This window comes from Cryobacterium sp. N22 (genome assembly GCF_002929555.1).
In the GTDB taxonomy this organism is placed as follows: domain Bacteria; phylum Actinomycetota; class Actinomycetes; order Actinomycetales; family Microbacteriaceae; genus Cryobacterium.
Map to the genome: position 1 here is coordinate 95439 of NZ_PJJP01000036.1, position 16797 is coordinate 112235.

The following is a 16797-nucleotide window of genomic DNA, read 5'->3' on the forward strand; positions in this document are numbered from 1 at the left end:
GTGTTCGCCGGCCCATCCATGGGCTGACACTGTGACCTATCGGCCCCACCCCGCGGCGCGTTAGCCGTTGCGGGAGAAAAGTTCGCGGGAATCCAACGCTGCCGGCTGGGCCCCTGCGATCGACTGGGCCACAGTGATGTCTGTGACGCCGGCCAGCCCGTCAGTCGCGAACGCAGCCGTGGCGGCCGAGGGCAGCGCGCTCGTGGAGAGGACGGGAGGAGCATCCGGCATCCTGTCGTGCGCCAGGTGTGCCATGCCGAGCATCGCCTGGTCGGCCATCCGCGACAGGTAGGCGCTGCGGCGGGCCGGCGCCACGGTGGACTCCGGTACGAAGTCGGCCTCGGCGTCGTCGGCGTAGTGGGTGCCCAGGCCGTCACGCAGCAACCGGATGGCCTCCGAGCGTTGCTGGGACACGGCGGAGTGGGTGATGCCGAGGTCCGCGGCGATCTCCTTGACCGAGCGGTCCTCGAAGTACACCTGCTCGATGATCAGCCGCATCCGCTCGGGCAGCGCCGAGACGCCCGCTCGCAGATAGGCGAGTCGCTCGGCAGACAGCAGGGACTCCTCGGGGAGCACGGTGTCGGCGACGAGGAACTCGGCGGTGCTGTCGTCGAGGGTGCTCAGCGTGCGCTCGGAGTCGGCCAGGCCGGCCAAAGCGGTCTCCCGGTCGACGCCGAGCGCGGAGGCGATCTCGTCGACGGTGGCGCTGCGGCCGAGCGCGGCGGCGAGGGTCTCCTGCACCTGGCGGGTGTCCTTGATACGGCGGCGGGCCATCCGGGTGGCCCAGTCATTGGAGCGCATCTCGTCGGCGAAGGCGCCGATGATGCGGCGGCGGGCGAAAGCGCCGAACGGCACGCCCAGGGCCGGGTCGAACGCGTCCGCGGAGGTGATCAGGGCCAGGGAGCCGGCCGAGGCCAGGTCGTCGCGGGAGAGGTGCCGGGCCTTGGCCCAGACTTCGGAGACGAGATAGCCGACGAGGGGCAGGTTGTCGACGACGAGCCGGTTACGCTCCGAACGGTTCAACGGTTGCCCTCCTGGTTGGTGCCGGCGTTCTTCTCGCTGACGGTGAGCGCAAGACTGGTTCTGCGTTTCACTGCCGGGTAAGCACGCGTGAGGGGTGACGTCGTATCAAGAGCGCAAACAGCCCGCCGAAACAGGGGTTCGGGTCCCGTTTCGGTGCGTTCGCGCCTAGCTATTACGGTAACAACCGCGCTTGTTGATTCTGGCGTAGGCGTGCCCCCAGAACGGGGCATCCCGTGTCCTCTCTTCGGAGGACACGGCCGCCGAAAATCGGGGCCTGGGTGTGCGGTGTGACCAGAATGCCGCTAACCAACCGGGAGAACCGGCCGATAGTACCCCCGAACGAGCATGGGCTCGTACGATGGACCATCGGGTTTTCAACAGCGGGAAGGCAGTGACGACATGGGCGCCAATGAACTGTCTGCCCTGCTGTGGCGAGAACGTGAACTGCTCGAACTGCTCGTTTTCAAGCTCGACGAGGAACAGCTGTTGCTCAGCGCCGGCCGCACGCGCTGGATTCAGCACGCCACCCGCGAGGTGGAGCAGGTACTCGAGCTGGTGCGCGAGGCCGGCCTGGGCCGATCGGTCGAGGTGGCCGCGGTCGCCCAGGAGTGGGGCACCTCACCGGACGCCACGCTGAGCGAACTGGTCCAGCAGGCGCCCGCCGGCCCGTGGAGCGACATCCTCACCGCGCATTTGACGGCCATGACCGAGCTGATCGCGCAGATCCGAAGCCTGCGGGACGTGAACGAGCAGTTCCTGCGTTCCGCCGCCCGCTACACCCAGGAATCCCTGGCCGGCGTTGACGCGCAGGCCACCACCTACGATGCCCGGGGAGCCTCCGGCGCCCCGGCGACCGGCGCCCGACTCTTCGACCAGAGCCTGTGAGAACCCCACCCGTGACCCACGCATGAGCACCTTCGGCGGACTGAACACCGCGTACACCGGACTGATCGCGGCGCGCGCCGGCCTCGACGTCGTCGGGCAGAACATCGCAAACGTCAACACCGAGGGGTACACCCGCCAGCGCGTGACGACATCCTCGACGAATGCCGCCGCCCGCGCCGGCCTCGTCGCCTGGGGAGCCACGCCGGGAACCGGAGTATCCGTCGACGGCATCGCGCGACTGGGCAGTGCCACCCTCGACGCCAAGGTGCGCGCGACCGCCGCGACCGCCGGCTACACCGCTGTGCGCGCCAATGCCCTCGGTTCGGTCGAGAACTCGCTCAAGGAACCCGGCGTCAACGGCCTCTCCCACCAGCTGCAGGAATTCTGGGCGGCCTGGCAGGAACTCTCCAACGGCACCGATGCCGCCGCATCCGGCGGCCTGCTGCTGGGCGAAGCCGGCCAGCTCACCGCCCAGATCAATACCGGGTACCGGGCCGTCACCGACGAGTGGGCCGCCGTGCGCACGAGCGCCGACGCGCTGGTCACCGAGGTCAACGGCGCCGCGAAGCAGGTCGCCGAACTCAATGGCGTCATCCGCCAGACCCTCGCCTCCGGCGGGTCGGCCAACGAGCTCATCGACAAGCGCGATGGGCTCACCGCCACGATCGCCGCCATCACCGGGGCCAGCGTGCGCCCCCAGGCCAATGGCACCGTGGATGTGCTCATCGGGGGAAACCCCCTGGTGTCCGGCACCGATGTGCGGGTGCTCACGGTCTCCGGGCCCACCAGCCTGGCCGCCGGTAACGGCCCCGTTCAGCTCGAATGGGCCCATCACCCTGGCCAGCCCGTTGTCGTCGACGGCGGCGAACTCGCCGGCGCCCTCTCACTCCTGGGACCGGCGGATGCTGCCGGCACCGGTGGCGCTCTCGCCCAGGCGGCAGCCTCCTACAATGGCTTCGCCGCCCATCTGGCCGACACCGTCAACAGCATCCATCTCGGCGGGGTCACCAGCGCTGGAATCCCTGGCGGGAAGTTCTTCGACTACGTCGCGGGCAATGCCGCCGCAACGCTGAGCGTCTCACCGAAGAACGCCACCGAGATCGCCGCTGGCGCTGTCGGTGCTGGGGCGACCAACGGTGCCAACGCCGACAAGATCGCCCAGCTCGGCGCCGGACGTGCCGTGGATGGTGCCGGGAAGCCGATCACCTCCCCCAACGCGGTCTGGTCCACCTTCGTCACCCAGCTCGGTGTCGCCACCGGCATCGAACTCGCCCAGGCCTCGTCGGCGAACCTGTCCGCCACCGCCGCAGTCACCCTGCAGCTGTCCAACTCCTCCGTCGACATCGACGAGGAGAACGTCAACCTGCTCACCTTCCAGCACGCCTACCAGGGCGCCGCTCGGGTGATGACGGCCGTGGACGAAATGCTCGACACCCTGATCAACCGCACCGGACTAGTGGGAAGGTAACCGATGATCCCCCGCGTCACCAGCCAGACCCAGATGCGTTCCGCCCAGGCCAATCTGCAGGCCAGCGCGCAGCGTCTGGCCCAGCTGCAGGAGCAGTCCTCCTCGCTGAAGACCATCAGCCGGGCCTCCGACGACCCTGCCCGCGCAGCGAACGCGCTCGCGGTGCGGGCCGAGCAGCGCGCCACCGCCCAGTACACCCGCAACGCCGACAACGGCAACGGCTGGCTGACGACTCTGGACACCGCGCTCGGCGCGAGCACCACCATCCTGAACCGGGTACGCGACCTCACCGTGCAGGGCGCCAACGCCGGCACCATGACACCGGCGGCCAAGGAAGCCATCGCCGTTCAGATCGACGGCCTGAAGAAGGACCTGCTCACCCAGGCCAACGCGAGCTACCTCGGCCGAACCGTGTTCGCCGGCAACTCCGATGCCGGCGTGGCGTTCACGCCCGAGGGTATCCACAGCGGCGGCTCCTCAGCGGGTGTCGAACGGCGCGTGGGCGCCGGCAGCACTGTGCGGGTGGATGCCGACGGCGCCGCCATCTTCGGCTCCGGCGACACCTCGGTGTTCACCCTGCTCGACAACATTTCGTCGGCGTTGCGCAGCCCCGACCCCACCGTGAGCGTGTCCGCGCATCTGGCCGCCATCGACAAACACGTCACCGCCGTCATCGGCGCCCGGTCCGAGGTCGGCGCCCGGCAGGACCGCATCGAGACGGCCTCGGCATCACTCGTGGCCCAGAAGGGCAGCCTCGAGGCACAACGGGTGCAGCTCGAGGATGCCGACCTGGCGACGGTGATCCTCGACCTCAAGCTGCAGGAGGTCGCCTACCAGTCCGCCCTCGCCGTCACCGCCCGTGTGATTCAACCGACCCTGATGGACTTCCTTTCATGACCGCCACCCTGAGTTTCCTCTCCCCGCCGCCCGGCCTGGCACCGTTGACCGACTTCCAGCTGCGCGAGATCACCGGCGCCGCCGGACTGTTCGCCCTGCAGTCCGCGATCGACGAGCACACCCGGCTGTTCGTGCTCGACGCGTCGGTTTATCTGCCGCACTACGCGCCCGTGATCTCCGACGAGCACGCCAGGGCCCTCGACCTCGCCGGACCCGAGCAGGCGATGGTCCTGGTGGTCACCAACCCAGGCGAGACCGGCACCACCGTGAACCTGATGGCTCCCATCGTGGTGAACGCCGACACCGGCCGGTGCGCCCAGATCATCCTGGACGGCCAGGATTGGCCGCTACGCGCCGAGCTCACCCCACGCGCCGAGCCAGAGGTCGCCGCGGTCTAAGCCCGTGCCGTTCTCCGGTCGTGTGGTCGCGCTCTCAACGCCGGTATAGTCGGTGCTGGCACCAGCGTTGGTGCCGGCGACCTCACCCGCGACAGCCGTGGGCTCCGACAGCTCCCGGCTGAGGACGCACCCCAGCCCCTCGACCCGCGTCGAGGTTGCCGCCGCGCCTGTTGCGCGCCGCGGATGAACTCCAAAGGTCTTCCATGGGTGACAATTCCGCACTGCGATCGGTCGAACGGTCCTTCGTCGCAGCCTCCCCGGTCCGCTCGCTGCTGCGACTGTTGCTTCCGCACCGCGGCCGGCTCTCTCTGGCCACCCTGGCCTTTCTCATCAAGGACAGTCCGGCCTGGCTGCTGCCGCCGATCACCGCCGCCGTCATCGACATCGTCGTGGACCGCGGTCCCCTGCCGCAGCTGTGGTTCTGGGCGGCCTGCGCCCTGGCGTTGCTGAGCCTGAACTACCCGTTCCACATGATCTTCGTGCGGTTGTCCAGCCGGTCGATCCGGTCGATGGCCGTGGATGTCCGCAACGCCCTCGCCGAGCGCCTCCAGCGGCTGTCCATCGGCTTTCACAACCGGCAGAGCGCCTCGATCGTGCACACCAAGGTGGTGCGCGATGTCGAGAGCATCGAAATGATGATGCAGCAGGCCCTGCCCACTTTCCTCTCCGCCCTCTTCACCCTCACCGGCGCGGTGGTGCTCACCGCCCTCACCGTGCCCGCGTTCGTCGGCGTCTTCGCCGTCACGGTCCCCCTGGCCGTGCTGCTCATCGGCTACATCCGATCGCGCGCCGCCGACCGCAACGAGAACTTCCGGCACGAGGTAGAACGGTTCTCGGCCGGCGTGGGCGAGATGGCGGCGCTGATCCCCATCACCCGCGGGCACGGCCTCGAACGGGTCGCCACCAGCCGGGTCGCCGGTCAGGCCGAGAACGTGCGCGTGGCCGGGCAGGAACTGGACACCCTCAACGGCCGTTTTGGGGCGCTCTCCTGGTTGTCGTACCAGGCGCTCGGCGTGATCTGCCTGATCGGCGCATCCGCGGCCTCGATCACCCGGGTCATCGCCATCAGCCCGGGCGAGGTCGTGTTGCTCAGCACCTACTTCACGGTGCTCACCGGCGGCATCGTGGCCCTGCTCAACGTGACGCCGATCTTCACCCGCGGTATCGACTCCATTCGGTCGATCGCCGAGGTGATGGAGGAGCCCGACGTGGAGGTGAACGAGGGCAAGGAGCTCGTGACCGCGGTGGCCGGCCGGATCGACCTTGAGGGCGTGGGCTTCAGCTACGAGGATGGCCGGCCCGCCCTGCGGGACATCACCCTGTCGATCCGGGCCGGCGAGACCATCGCCCTGGTCGGCCCGTCGGGGTCGGGCAAGTCGACGCTGCTCAACCTGGTGCTCGGCTTCGTGCGGCCCGGCACCGGGCGGTTGTTGCTGGACGGCGTCGACGCCGCCACCCTCGACCTGCGCAGCGCCCGGTTCTTCGTCTCCGTCGTTCCGCAGGAGTCGGTGCTGTTCGAGGGCACCATCCGCGACAACGTCGCCTACGGTCTCACCGGCGTCAGCGACGAGGCCGTGCTGGCCGCCCTGGCCGGCGCCAACGCTCTGGATATCCTCGCCGGCCAGGGCGCCGGCCTGGACTCCGTGGTCGGCGACCGGGGCGCCCGGCTCTCCGGCGGCCAGCGCCAGCGTCTCGCCATCGCCAGGGCCCTGGTGCGTGACCCGCGCATCCTGGTGCTCGACGAACCCACCAGTGCCCTCGACTCCGTCTCGGAGGAGAAGGTCAAGGATGCCCTCAGCACCCTCTTCAGGGATCGTACGACGATCATCGCGGCGCACCGGCTGTCCACCATCCGCGAGGCCGACCGGATCGCCTACATCGAAGCCGGCCGCATCGTCGAACTCGGCAGCCACGACGAGTTGCTGGCGCTCGGCGGCCGGTATTCGGCCATAGTCGCGCACCAGAACTCCTGACAAACTCAACCACCCGCATTCGCTCTCCACCGAAAGGCAACCAGTGCCCCGCTTAGACATGTCCCTGGCCGAGCTCAGCCAGTACCGCCCCGAGGTCGCCGAACCGGCCGACTTCGACGCGTTCTGGCAGCGCACCCTGGCGGAGTCCCGCGTGCACCCGGCCGCGCCACGGCTCACCAGGGTCGACTCGCCGCTCAGCGAGGTGGAGGTCTACGACGTCACCTTCAACGGCTTTGCCGGCGACCCCGTCAAGGCCTGGTTCATGCTGCCCGCCGACAGGGCGGGGGTTCTGCCGGCCCGGCTGCCCACGGTGGTCGAGTACAACGGTTACGGCGGCGGCAGGGGCTTCCCGCACGAGCACCTGGGCTGGGTGGCCAGCGGCTACGCCTACCTGTTCATGGACACCCGCGGGCAGGGCAGCGGCTGGGGCTCCGGCGGCGACACCGCCGACCCGCACGGCAGCGGCCCGGCCGCTTCCGGGTTCATGACCCGCGGCATCGACTCGCCCGACGACTACTACTACCGGCGGGTGTTCACCGACGCCGTGCGCGCGATCGACGCCGTGCGCACCCTCGACAGGGTCGACCCCGAGCGGGTGACGGTATGCGGCGGCAGCCAGGGCGGTGGCATCGCCCTCGCGGCCGCGGGGCTCTCCACCGGTCTGGTGGGCGCGATGCCGGAGGTGCCGTTCCTCTGCCACTTCGAGCGCGCCGTCGGAATGACCGGCAGCGACCCGTACCAGGAGGTCGTGCGGTATCTCTCGGTGCACCGGGACGAGGTCGAGCAGACCTTCGCGACCCTCTCGTACTTCGACGGGGTCAACTTCGCCAAGCGGGCCACCGCCCCCGCGTTGTTCTCGGTGGGGCTGCTCGACCCCGTCTGCCCACCGTCCACGGTTTTCGCCGCGCACAACCACTGGGCAGCGGATGCCGAGATCGAGGTGTACCCGTTCAACGAGCACGAGGGCGGCCAGGGCCACCACTTCGTGCGCCAGGCCGCCTGGCTCGCCCACCAGCTCGCCCCGCAGCTGGCGGGGTAACCGCCTGACTGTTGCCGCTGCGGACTTCTGCGCCCGGCGTACCGGGTGCAATTGTCCGCACGGGCAACAGTTGCGGCCCGGATCGGCCGACCGGCTCAGCGCGCGGGCGGCGGGATCTCGCCGGAGCCGCGGTGGATGAGCCGGGTGGGGATCTCGACCTGTTTGGTGAACGAGTCGGGGTCTTCCAGGTGCTCCAGGGCCAGCCGGGCGGCGGTGCGGCCGAGCTCCATCGGGTCGTAGGCCACAACGGAGATGTCCAGGGCGTCCGCCAACTCGAAGTCGTCGAAGCCGATGAACGCCACCGGCGGCTCGAGATTGCGCAGCACCCGCACGGCACCCGCGCTCCCCCGGTTGTTGCCGGCCACGATCGCCGTTGGCGGCTCCGGCAGCGCGAGCAGGCTCTGCACGGCCAGCTCCGGTGAGATGTCGGGGTCGTCGTCGAGGCGTTCCCACGCGGCGGTCTCGTGCACGCCCACCTCGCGCAGCGCCTCGCGGTACCCGGCCAGCCGTTCCCTCTGGGTGTACATCGCGGACGGGTTGGAGATGAAACCGATCCTGCGATGGCCGATGGCCGTGAGCGAGCGCACCGCCTCGGCCATGCCCTGGCGGTTCTGCAGCACCACGGAGTCGGCGACGAGGTTGCGGGCGGGCCGGTCGACGCTGACCACCGGGGTGCCCAGCTGGCGTTCGCCCTCGAGGTACGACTGGTCGTCGGCGATGGGGATCAGCAGCAGGGCCCGCACGCGTTGGGAGATCAGGGCGTCCACCACCCGTTCCTCGCTGTCCGGTGAGTCGTCCGTCGTGGCGAGCACCATGGTGAGGCCGCGCAGCGCCAGTTCGCGTTCGATGCCGGCAGCGACGTGGAAGTAGAACGGGTTCTTCAGGTCGCCGATGACGAACGCGACGGTGTTCGTCACTCCCCCCCGGCGCAGGTTGCGGGCCAGGTTGTTGGGCCGGAAGCGCAACCGCTTGGCGGCCTTGAGCACCCGCTCCCGGGTGTCGGCCGAGACGTTGCCGGCGCCGGCGAAGACCCGCGACACCGTCTTGGAACTCACTCCAGCGAGCATGGCCACGTCGGCCAGCGTCGCGCGCGATTGTGTCGTCATGAAATCTCCTTCGATGGGCGAGTGCTCCAAACCGGCCAGATCGCCGCAATGTCAACGTAAGACATTTTGCAGACATTGGCAACGGTTTTTGACTCGAAACATGCGCGAGTTCCCCGCTAATTCAAGGATCGGCAGCGTCGAAACGCGGATAGGACAACTTGGGACAGCGTTGACATTTTTGTTTGACTGGCCGCCGAATCCGGGCCTAGCATGAGGCCCAACAGCAACACCAAGGATCCACGGGCGGGAAGTCGCGGTCGTGTCTCAACGGGTCGATGGTGATACCGATTAGGAGAAAACCGATGGCAAAGAAGCTCATCATGGGGGTGGCTGCTCTGGCGGCCACCGCACTACTGGCAGGATGCTCCGGGTCAGCCCCGGCAGACGAGGGCGCGATCACCGGGGAGATCACTGTGATCACCCAGCGCACCGACATCGTCGACACCGTGTTCAAGGACTACGCCGCCGAGTTCGAAAAGGCCTACCCCGGCACCTCCGTCAAGTTCGAGGCCATCAAGGACTACGAAACCGACATCTCCACACGGCTGTCCTCCGGCAGCTACGGTGATGTGCTCCTCATTCCCAGCACCGTCACCAAGGTGCAGCTGGCGCAGTTCTTCGAGCCGCTCGGTTCCCTGGACGAGCTCAGCAAGACCTACCGCTTCGTCGCAGAGAAGGCCTACGACGACCTGGCCTACGGGGTCGCCATCACCGGCAACGCCCAGGGCATCGTCTACAACAAGAACGTCTGGGCCGACGCCGGTGTCAGCGAGATGCCGACCACCCCCGACGAGTTCCTGGCCGACCTCCAGCTCATCAAGGACAACACCGACGCCGTGCCGTACTACACGAACTACGGCGACGGCTGGCCGCTGAGCCAGTGGGACGGCAACCGGGCAGCCACCGGCGACAAGGACGCCTCCATCAGCCTCGTCGAGTCCGACGCCCCCTGGGCAACGGGCGAGTACCACGAGATCGCCGACGGACTGCTCTACGACATCGTCGAGCGGGGCCTGAGTGAAGAAGACCCCACCACCACGGACTGGGAATCGTCCAAGGGCGGGCTCGGCAGCGGCGAGATCGGCTCCATGGTCCTGGGTTCGTGGGCCATCACCCAGATGCAGGATGCCGCGGTGACCGCGGGCGGCTCCGCCGACGACATCGGCTACATGGCGTTCCCGAGCGCCGTCGACGGACAGGCGTACTCCACCATCGGCGGCGACTACCAGAACGCCATCAGCATCAACTCCAAGAACAAGGCCACGGCCCGCGCCTGGATCGACTGGTTCGCCCAGGAGTCCGGCTACGCCACCGACCAAGGCGGGCTCTCCCCCGTCGTCGACGGCCCCGCCCCGGACGCCCTCGCCGACTTCACCGCCAGCGGCGTCGAATTCCTCGAACTCACACCGGTGCCGGCCGACCAGGCCACCCTGGAGAACGACATCACCAGCGAGTCCGAGATCGACCTGACCGGCCCGCTCTACCGCCAGAAGATCGTCGACACCGCCCGCGGTGCCGCCGACGGCGACAAGGCGTCGCTCTTCGCCGACCTGAACACCGCCTGGGCCAAGGCCAAGGCATCCGTCGAGGGCTAGGCCCCGTCCCCACCCGCACCACCCGCAGGAGAAGTCAGCAGTAGCAGCCGGCCGGCCGTGCACCCAACGGCTGGCCGCGCTCTGCCCAGACCATGTCTGCCCCAGGCAAGAGAAAGGACGCTCGGTGTCTCAACAACTGGCCCCGGCGAAAGCGCCGGACCTGTTCAGCCGGTTCTCGCAACGCTTCATCCGCACCACCGTCACCGCAACCGGCAAACGCAAGGACTCCATCGTCATGCCGTGGCTGTTCCTGGCCATCCCGCTGGCCCTGCTGATCACGTTCACCTATATCCCGGTGGGCAACATGATCTGGTACAGCTTCACGTCCTGGGACGGCCTGGACAAGACCAAAGATGTCGTCGGGTTGAACAACTTCGTCAAGATCTTCACCGATCCCAAGTACTGGCAGGTCTTCGTGGTCAGCCTGTACTACTTCGGGGCGTCGTTCCTGCAGATGGCCCTGGCGCTGTACTTCGCCACGATCCTCAGCTTCAAGACCCGGTTCCGCAACCTGTTCAAGGGCATCCTGTTCTTCCCCTACCTGATCAACGCCGTCGCGATCGCGTTCATCTTCCTGTTCTTCTTCCGCCCGGGCGGCACCCTCGACGCCGTACTCGGCTTCGTCGGCCTCGGCGAGCTCTCCACCCAGTGGTTGGGTAACCCGGATGTGGTCAACTACTCGCTGGCCGGCGTCGCCATCTGGCGCTACATCGGCCTCAACTTCGTCCTGTTCCTCGGCGCGATCCAGTCGATCCCCGGCGAGCTCTACGAGGCGGCCGACCTGGACGGCGCGAACAAGTGGCAGCAGTTCCGCTACATCATCGCCCCCGGCATCCAGCGCATCATCAGCCTGTCCTTCATCCTGGCGATCGCCGGCAGCCTCTCCGCGTTCGAACTGCCGTACATCATCACCGGCGGCACCAACGGCAGCATGACCTTCGTCATCCAGACCATCCAAACGGCCTTCGTGTACCGCAAGGTCGGCCTCGCCTCGGCGATGGCGGTCATCCTGCTCATCATCGTGCTGCTCGTCACCTGGCTGCAGCGCAAGGTCGTCCCCGACGAGAAAGTGACGTTGGCCTCATGATCAGACATCTCGGCACCACGGGGAAGTACCTGTCCCTCGTTCTCGGCTCTCTCGTCGCGCTCGTGCCCATCATCGTGATCCTGTTCGCATCGCTGAAGAGCAACACCGAATACGCCACAACCGGTCCACTGGTGCCGCCGTCGAATTGGTTCAACTTCGCCAACTTCGCCACGGCCTTCGTCGACGGACGCATGATGCTCGGGTTCCTGAACACCTCGATCATCGCGGTGATCTCGGTCACCGGAACCATCCTGATCGGCACCATGGCCGCGTACGTGCTCGACAGGTTCGAGTTCCGCTTCAAGAAAGTGGTCTTCGGGCTCTTCCTCGTGGCCACCCTGGTGCCGGCCGTCACCACCCAGGTGGCGACCTATCAGGTGGTGAACTTCTTCCATCTGGTCAACACCCACGGGGCCGCGATCATCCTGTTCATGGGTACCGACATCCTGTCGATCTACATCTTCATTCAGTTCATGCAGTCGATCCCCCGGTCGCTCGACGAAGCCGCCATGCTCGACGGCGCGAGCCGGTTCGGAGTGTACTGGCGCATCATCCTGCCGCTGCTCGGCCCCGCCATCGCCACGGTGGTCATCATCAAGGGCATCGCCATCTACAACGAGTTCTACATCCCGTACCTCTATATGCCCGCTCAAGACCTGGCCGTGATCAGCACCTCGCTCTTCAGGTTCCAGGGACCATACGGCGCACAATGGGAGATCATCGCGGCCGGCATCATGATCGTCATCGTGCCGACCCTGATCATCTTCCTGTTCCTGCAACGATTCATCTACAACGGCGTCACGTCCGGAGCCACCAAGTAATGTCTGGAAAACTGTAATGTCTGCACTCACCATCACGTCGTCCTCCCTCACGCCCGTCACCCGGCTGCTCGACACCGACTGGAGTGTCACCGCCCTGGACGGACCGGTGCCCCCGAGCATCCGGCGCCTCACGGTGCCGGCCATCGTGCCCGGCTCCGTGCACACCGACCTGTTGGCCGCCGAGCTCATTCCCGACCCGTACCTCGACGGCAACGAGCAGCTGCTCTCCTGGATCGGGCTGACCGACTGGCGGTACAGCACCACCTTCGCCTGGAACCCGGTCGGCGCCGACCGGACCGACCTGGTCTTCGCCGGACTCGACACCATCGCCGAGATCGAGCTGAACGGGGTGGCGCTGGGCACCACCCGCAACATGCACCGCAGCTACGGCTTCGACGTGGGCGCCCGCCTCAAGGCCGGCCTCAACGAACTCGTGGTGGTGTTCCGCTCCCCCATCAAGGCCGCGGATGCCGCGAGCCTGGACCTCGGCTACCGCCCGCACGTGAACCACCACCCCTACAACGCCATCCGCAAGATGGCCTGCAGCTTCGGCTGGGACTGGGGCATCGACACGTCCACCTCCGGGCTGTGGAAGCCGGTGACCCTGGTGAGCTGGTCGACGGCCCGCCTGGCGACGGTGCGCCCGATCGCCACCGTGTGCGACCCAACCGGGCCGACCAGCTCCGGGCTCGTGGAGGTGCACGTCGACGTGGACCGTGCGACGGAGACCCCCGTCAGCGTCACGGCATCCGTCGCCGGCGTCAGCCGCACCGTTGAGCTGCCGGCCGGTGCGACCGGCACCACCGTGAGCCTGAGCGTGCCCGACGTGGACCTGTGGTGGCCGCTCGGCTACGGCGAGCACCCGCTCTACGATCTGGAGGTCACCCTGCGGGCGGCCGACACCGCGGTGGAACTGGACCGGTCGACCACCCGCATCGGTTTCCGAACCGTGGAGTTCGACACCACCCCCGACGAGAACGGCACCCCGTTCACCCTGGTCATCAACGGCCAGCCGGTGTTCGTGCGCGGCGCCAACTGGATCCCCGACGACGCCTTCCCGCACCGGGTCACCAGGGCACGCTACCTCGACCGGCTCGAGCAGGCCGAGTTCGCCAACATCAACCTGATCCGGGTGTGGGGCGGCGGCATCTTCGAGAGCGACGACTTCTACGACCTCTGCGATGAGCGGGGCCTGCTCACCTGGCAGGACTTCCTGCTCGCCTGCGCCGCCTACGCCGAAGAGGCCCCGCTCGGCGACGAGATCGAGGCCGAGGCCAGGGAGAACGTCATCCGGCTCGCCGCGCACCCTTCACTGGTGGTGCTGAACGGCAACAACGAGAACCTCTGGGGCTTCGAGGAGTGGAACTGGAAGCTGCGCCTGGACGGCAAGACCTGGGGCGGCGGCTTCTACTACGACGTGTTCCCTGCCCTGGTCGCCGAGTTGGCCCCGCACGTCGGGTACACGCCCGGCAGCCCGTTCTCACCGGTGGCTGGCAGCATCGCCAATGACCTGCACCCCAACGACCCCGAGCACGGCACCATGCACATCTGGGACCTCTGGAACCAGCGCGACTACCCCGCCTACCGCGAGTACCAGCCCCGGTTCGTCGCCGAGTTCGGCTGGCAGGGCCCGCCCACCTGGTCGACCCTCACCGAGTCGATCCACGATGTGCCGCTGACCCCGGAATCCCCGGGCATGCTCGTGCACCAGAAGGCCATGGAGGGCAACGTCAAGCTCACCGACGGGCTGCTGCCGCACCTGCCGCTGCCCAGAGAGATCGGCGACTGGCACTGGGCCATGTCGCTGAACCAGGCCACCGCCATCAGCACCGCGATCGAGCACTTCCGCTCGCTCTCCCCGCACTGTATGGGCAACATCGTCTGGCAGCTCAACGACTGCTGGCCGGTCACCTCCTGGGCCGCCGTGGACGGCTACGGCCGGCCCAAGCCGCTGCTGTACGCGATCAAGCACGCCTACGCCGACCGGCTGGTCACCATCCAGCCCCGCGATGGCGGCCTGGCCGTCATCGCGGTCAATGACTCCGCCGACACGTGGAGCGGAGAGCTCCTGGTGCGGCGGTACACAGACACGGGAGCCGTCCTGGCCGAGCACGCCGAGCAGGTCACCCTGCCGGCGCGGTCGACGGTGACCGTGCCGCTGCCCGCATCCGTGTCCGCGGCAACGGATGCGGCAGCGGAGCTCCTCCGCGCCGACCTGGCCGGGGCGCGCGGGCACTGGTTCTTCGCCGAGGCCCGCGACAGCACCCTGACACCGGGCGACCCCGAGGTGAGCGCGGTGCGCACCGACGGCGGCTACAGCGTGCGCGTGACCGTGCCGGTGCTCACCCGCGACCTGGCGTTGCTGGTCGACAAGGTCGACCCGGACGCCCGGGTCGACGACATGCTGGTCACGCTGCTGCCCGGCGAAAGCGTGGTCTTCACTGTCGCCTCCCTGCTCGAGGTCGACCCGGCCGCCTTCACGGCGCCGGGCGTGCTGCGCAGCACCAACCAGCTGGTGCAGCGGTGACGAATGAGACCCGGCCAGACGCCGCATCCGTTCTCAGCGAACCGGTCTGCGGCATGACCTGGGGCTGGACCGGGGTGCGCGGCACCTGGGCGACCCCGGCGGCCGCCGATTCCCTGCGGCGCATGGCCGACCTCGGTGTCAACTGGACGGCCCTGGCCTACGCGGCGCTGCAGGACACCGCCCAGTCTGAGGAGATCCCGTTCGGCGACGCGCCGACGGTCACCGACGACGAGGTGCGCTGGGCCATCCGCGAGGCCAAGTCGCACGGGCTCAAGGTCTGCCTGAAGCCCGTTGTCAACTGTGCCGACGGCACCTGGCGCGCCTACATCGGCTTCTTCGACTGGGAGGTTCCCGGCGAACCCGGTTGGACCGCCTGGTTCCAGTCGTACACGGCGTTCATCCTGCACGCCGCCCGGCTCGCCGAGGAGGAGGGCGCCGAGATGCTCTGCATCGGCTGCGAGATGGTGCGCGCCGATGGGCAGGACGCCCGCTGGCGCACCCTGATCAGCGCGGTGCGCGAGGTCTACAACGGCCTGGTGACCTACAACTGCGACAAGTTCCAGGAGGACCACGTCACCTGGTGGGACGCCGTCGACGTGATCACGTCCAGCGGCTACTACCCGGTCGGAAGGTGGGACGAGCAGCTGGATCGCATCGAGCAGGTCGTGACGGCCACCGGCAAGCCGTTCTTCTTCATGGAGGCCGGCTGCCCGAGCCGCACCGGGTCGCCGGACAAGCCCAACGACTGGGCCCTGCCCGGGGTGCCGTCCGGTGCCGAGCAGCTGCGCTACTACCAGGACATGTTCGCGGCCACCCGCCGGCGAGAGTGGATGCGCGGCTTCATGCTCTGGGATTGGCCGACGACTCTGTACTCCGCGGCCGATGCGGCGCAGAATGACGACTACTGTGTCTACGGCAAACCCGCCGCGGACTTCCTGGGCCGCGAGTACCGGGCCTGGTTGGCTGCACCGCCCAGTTCTGCACCGCCCGCACCCGCAGCACCCGCACCCGCAACACCCGCAAGAACGGACCACCCATGAGTGTCGAATCCAGCTCCCTCACCATCGACGCCGGCCAGACCGGCATCCGGGCGCGCCTGCACACCGGGGACGGGCAGTGGCTTCCGTTCGAATTCGGCGGGATCCGCACCGACAGCGCCCTGATCCCCCAGCTCGGCGAGGTCGTCGCCTCCGTCGCGTCGTCGACCCGGCAGCCCATCGTCACCGTCAGCGCCGGCATCTCCGGCTTCTCTAAGGCAGAAACCGACCCGCGCGAACTCCTCGCCGCCGGTGCGGCACTCGGGGTGCGGGAGGTCTTCCTCGCCCACGACTCCGTCACGAGCTACCTCGGCGCGCTGGGCGATGAGCTCGGCGTGGTCGTCGCCGCCGGCACCGGCGTGGTCACCCTCGCGGTGGGCGCCGGCGACGTGGCCCGCATTGACGGCTGGGGCAACCTGATCGGCGACGCCGGCAGCGGGTACTGGCTCGGCCGCGCGGCCCTGGACGCGGTCATGCGCGCCTACGACGGCCGCGGCCCGGTGACGGCGCTGTCCGGCGTCATGCGCCGGGAGTTCCCCAACATCGAGATGGCCTATCTCGATCTGCAGGCCGATCCGCTGCGGGTGAGCCGCATCGCCGCCTACTCCCGTCAGGTCACCGAACTGGCCGCAACGGATGCCGTCGCCGCCGCGATCTGCGACGGAGCCGCGGCGGAGCTGGTGCTCTCGGCCGCCACCGGGCTCCGCCGGGTCGGCGAAGACACCAGCCCGGCCCCCGTGGTCTGCGGCATCGGCGGGGTGCTGCGCGCCCCCGAGATCGCCACCAGGTTCGAGCGGGGCCTGCGCGAGCTGTGGCCGGACGTCGACATCCGCCCCGCCATCGCCAACGCCCTCGACGGCGCCGAGTACCTGGCCCGGCTGGCCCCCACCAGCGCCCTACGCGACCGCATCGCCACCTCGATCGGCTAGCGCCGAGCCGGG

Annotated in this window: 14 protein-coding genes; 12 read left to right on the top strand and 2 right to left on the bottom strand. The window is 68.4% G+C overall.

Translation table 11 applies throughout. The features are described 5' to 3' along the window. Positions 1-60: 60 nt before the first annotated feature. On the bottom strand, positions 61-1023 hold the full coding sequence (locus CXY76_RS11915) for a sigma-70 family RNA polymerase sigma factor (protein WP_104164721.1): 963 nt from the start codon (positions 1021-1023) through the stop codon (positions 61-63). 399 nt (positions 1024-1422) lie between these two features. Here CXY76_RS11915 and CXY76_RS11920 point away from each other — a divergent pair, with 399 nt between their 5' ends. The 6 genes from CXY76_RS11920 to CXY76_RS11945 all read left to right on the top strand — a co-directional run bounded on the left by CXY76_RS11920 (position 1423) and on the right by CXY76_RS11945 (position 7683). Next, entirely contained in the window at positions 1423-1908 is a 486-nt protein-coding gene (locus tag CXY76_RS11920; protein ID WP_104164723.1) for a flagellar protein FlgN, read from the top strand. A 22-nt stretch (positions 1909-1930) separates the two neighbouring features. Continuing rightward, complete coding sequence (gene flgK / locus CXY76_RS11925; protein ID WP_104164725.1) at positions 1931-3376, top strand: flagellar hook-associated protein FlgK; 1446 nt, start codon at positions 1931-1933, stop codon at positions 3374-3376. 3 nt (positions 3377-3379) lie between these two features. Next, positions 3380-4273, top strand: coding sequence for a flagellar hook-associated protein FlgL (flgL, locus tag CXY76_RS11930; protein ID WP_104164727.1), 894 nt, complete (start codon positions 3380-3382; stop codon positions 4271-4273). Further along, positions 4270-4671, top strand: a complete 402-nt coding sequence (locus tag CXY76_RS11935; protein ID WP_104164729.1) for a flagellar assembly protein FliW — start codon at positions 4270-4272, stop codon at positions 4669-4671. The genes flgL and CXY76_RS11935 overlap by 4 nt, the downstream gene beginning before the upstream one ends. A gap of 203 nt (positions 4672-4874) precedes the next feature. Beyond that, a complete protein-coding gene (locus tag CXY76_RS11940; RefSeq protein ID WP_104164731.1) occupies positions 4875-6644 on the top strand; it encodes an ABC transporter ATP-binding protein in 1770 nt (589 codons plus the stop codon). 43 nt (positions 6645-6687) lie between these two features. Next, positions 6688-7683, top strand: coding sequence for an acetylxylan esterase (locus tag CXY76_RS11945; RefSeq protein WP_104164733.1), 996 nt, complete (start codon positions 6688-6690; stop codon positions 7681-7683). 95 nt (positions 7684-7778) lie between these two features. Here the strand turns inward: CXY76_RS11945 and CXY76_RS11950 are convergent, their stop codons facing one another. After that, the gene (locus CXY76_RS11950) at positions 7779-8789 is read right to left on the bottom strand and encodes a LacI family DNA-binding transcriptional regulator (protein WP_104164736.1); all 1011 of its coding nucleotides are present in this window, start codon (positions 8787-8789) and stop codon (positions 7779-7781) included. Positions 8790-9091: 302 nt separating this feature from the next. Here CXY76_RS11950 and CXY76_RS11955 point away from each other — a divergent pair, with 302 nt between their 5' ends. The 6 genes from CXY76_RS11955 (at position 9092) to CXY76_RS11980 (ending at position 16785) form a co-directional block, all read left to right on the top strand. Further along, positions 9092-10384: an ABC transporter substrate-binding protein gene (locus tag CXY76_RS11955; RefSeq protein WP_104164738.1), complete on the top strand. Its 1293-nt coding sequence runs from the start codon at positions 9092-9094 to the stop codon at positions 10382-10384. A gap of 124 nt (positions 10385-10508) precedes the next feature. Next, positions 10509-11471: a carbohydrate ABC transporter permease gene (locus CXY76_RS11960; protein WP_369826137.1), complete on the top strand. Its 963-nt coding sequence runs from the start codon at positions 10509-10511 to the stop codon at positions 11469-11471. Then, positions 11468-12292 (top strand): carbohydrate ABC transporter permease, encoded by an 825-nt coding sequence (locus CXY76_RS11965; RefSeq protein WP_088455979.1) that lies wholly within the window; start codon positions 11468-11470, stop codon positions 12290-12292. Before CXY76_RS11960 ends, CXY76_RS11965 begins: the two co-directional genes overlap by 4 nt. Positions 12293-12308: 16 nt before the next feature. Continuing rightward, on the top strand, positions 12309-14819 hold the full coding sequence (locus CXY76_RS11970) for a glycoside hydrolase family 2 protein (protein WP_104164740.1): 2511 nt from the start codon (positions 12309-12311) through the stop codon (positions 14817-14819). 53 nt (positions 14820-14872) lie between these two features. Further along, positions 14873-15859, top strand: coding sequence for a 1,4-beta-xylanase (locus CXY76_RS11975; RefSeq protein ID WP_233199789.1), 987 nt, complete (start codon positions 14873-14875; stop codon positions 15857-15859). Further along, the gene (locus CXY76_RS11980) at positions 15856-16785 is read left to right on the top strand and encodes a BadF/BadG/BcrA/BcrD ATPase family protein (protein ID WP_104164742.1); all 930 of its coding nucleotides are present in this window, start codon (positions 15856-15858) and stop codon (positions 16783-16785) included. The genes CXY76_RS11975 and CXY76_RS11980 overlap by 4 nt, the downstream gene beginning before the upstream one ends. Positions 16786-16797: the final 12 nt, after the last annotated feature.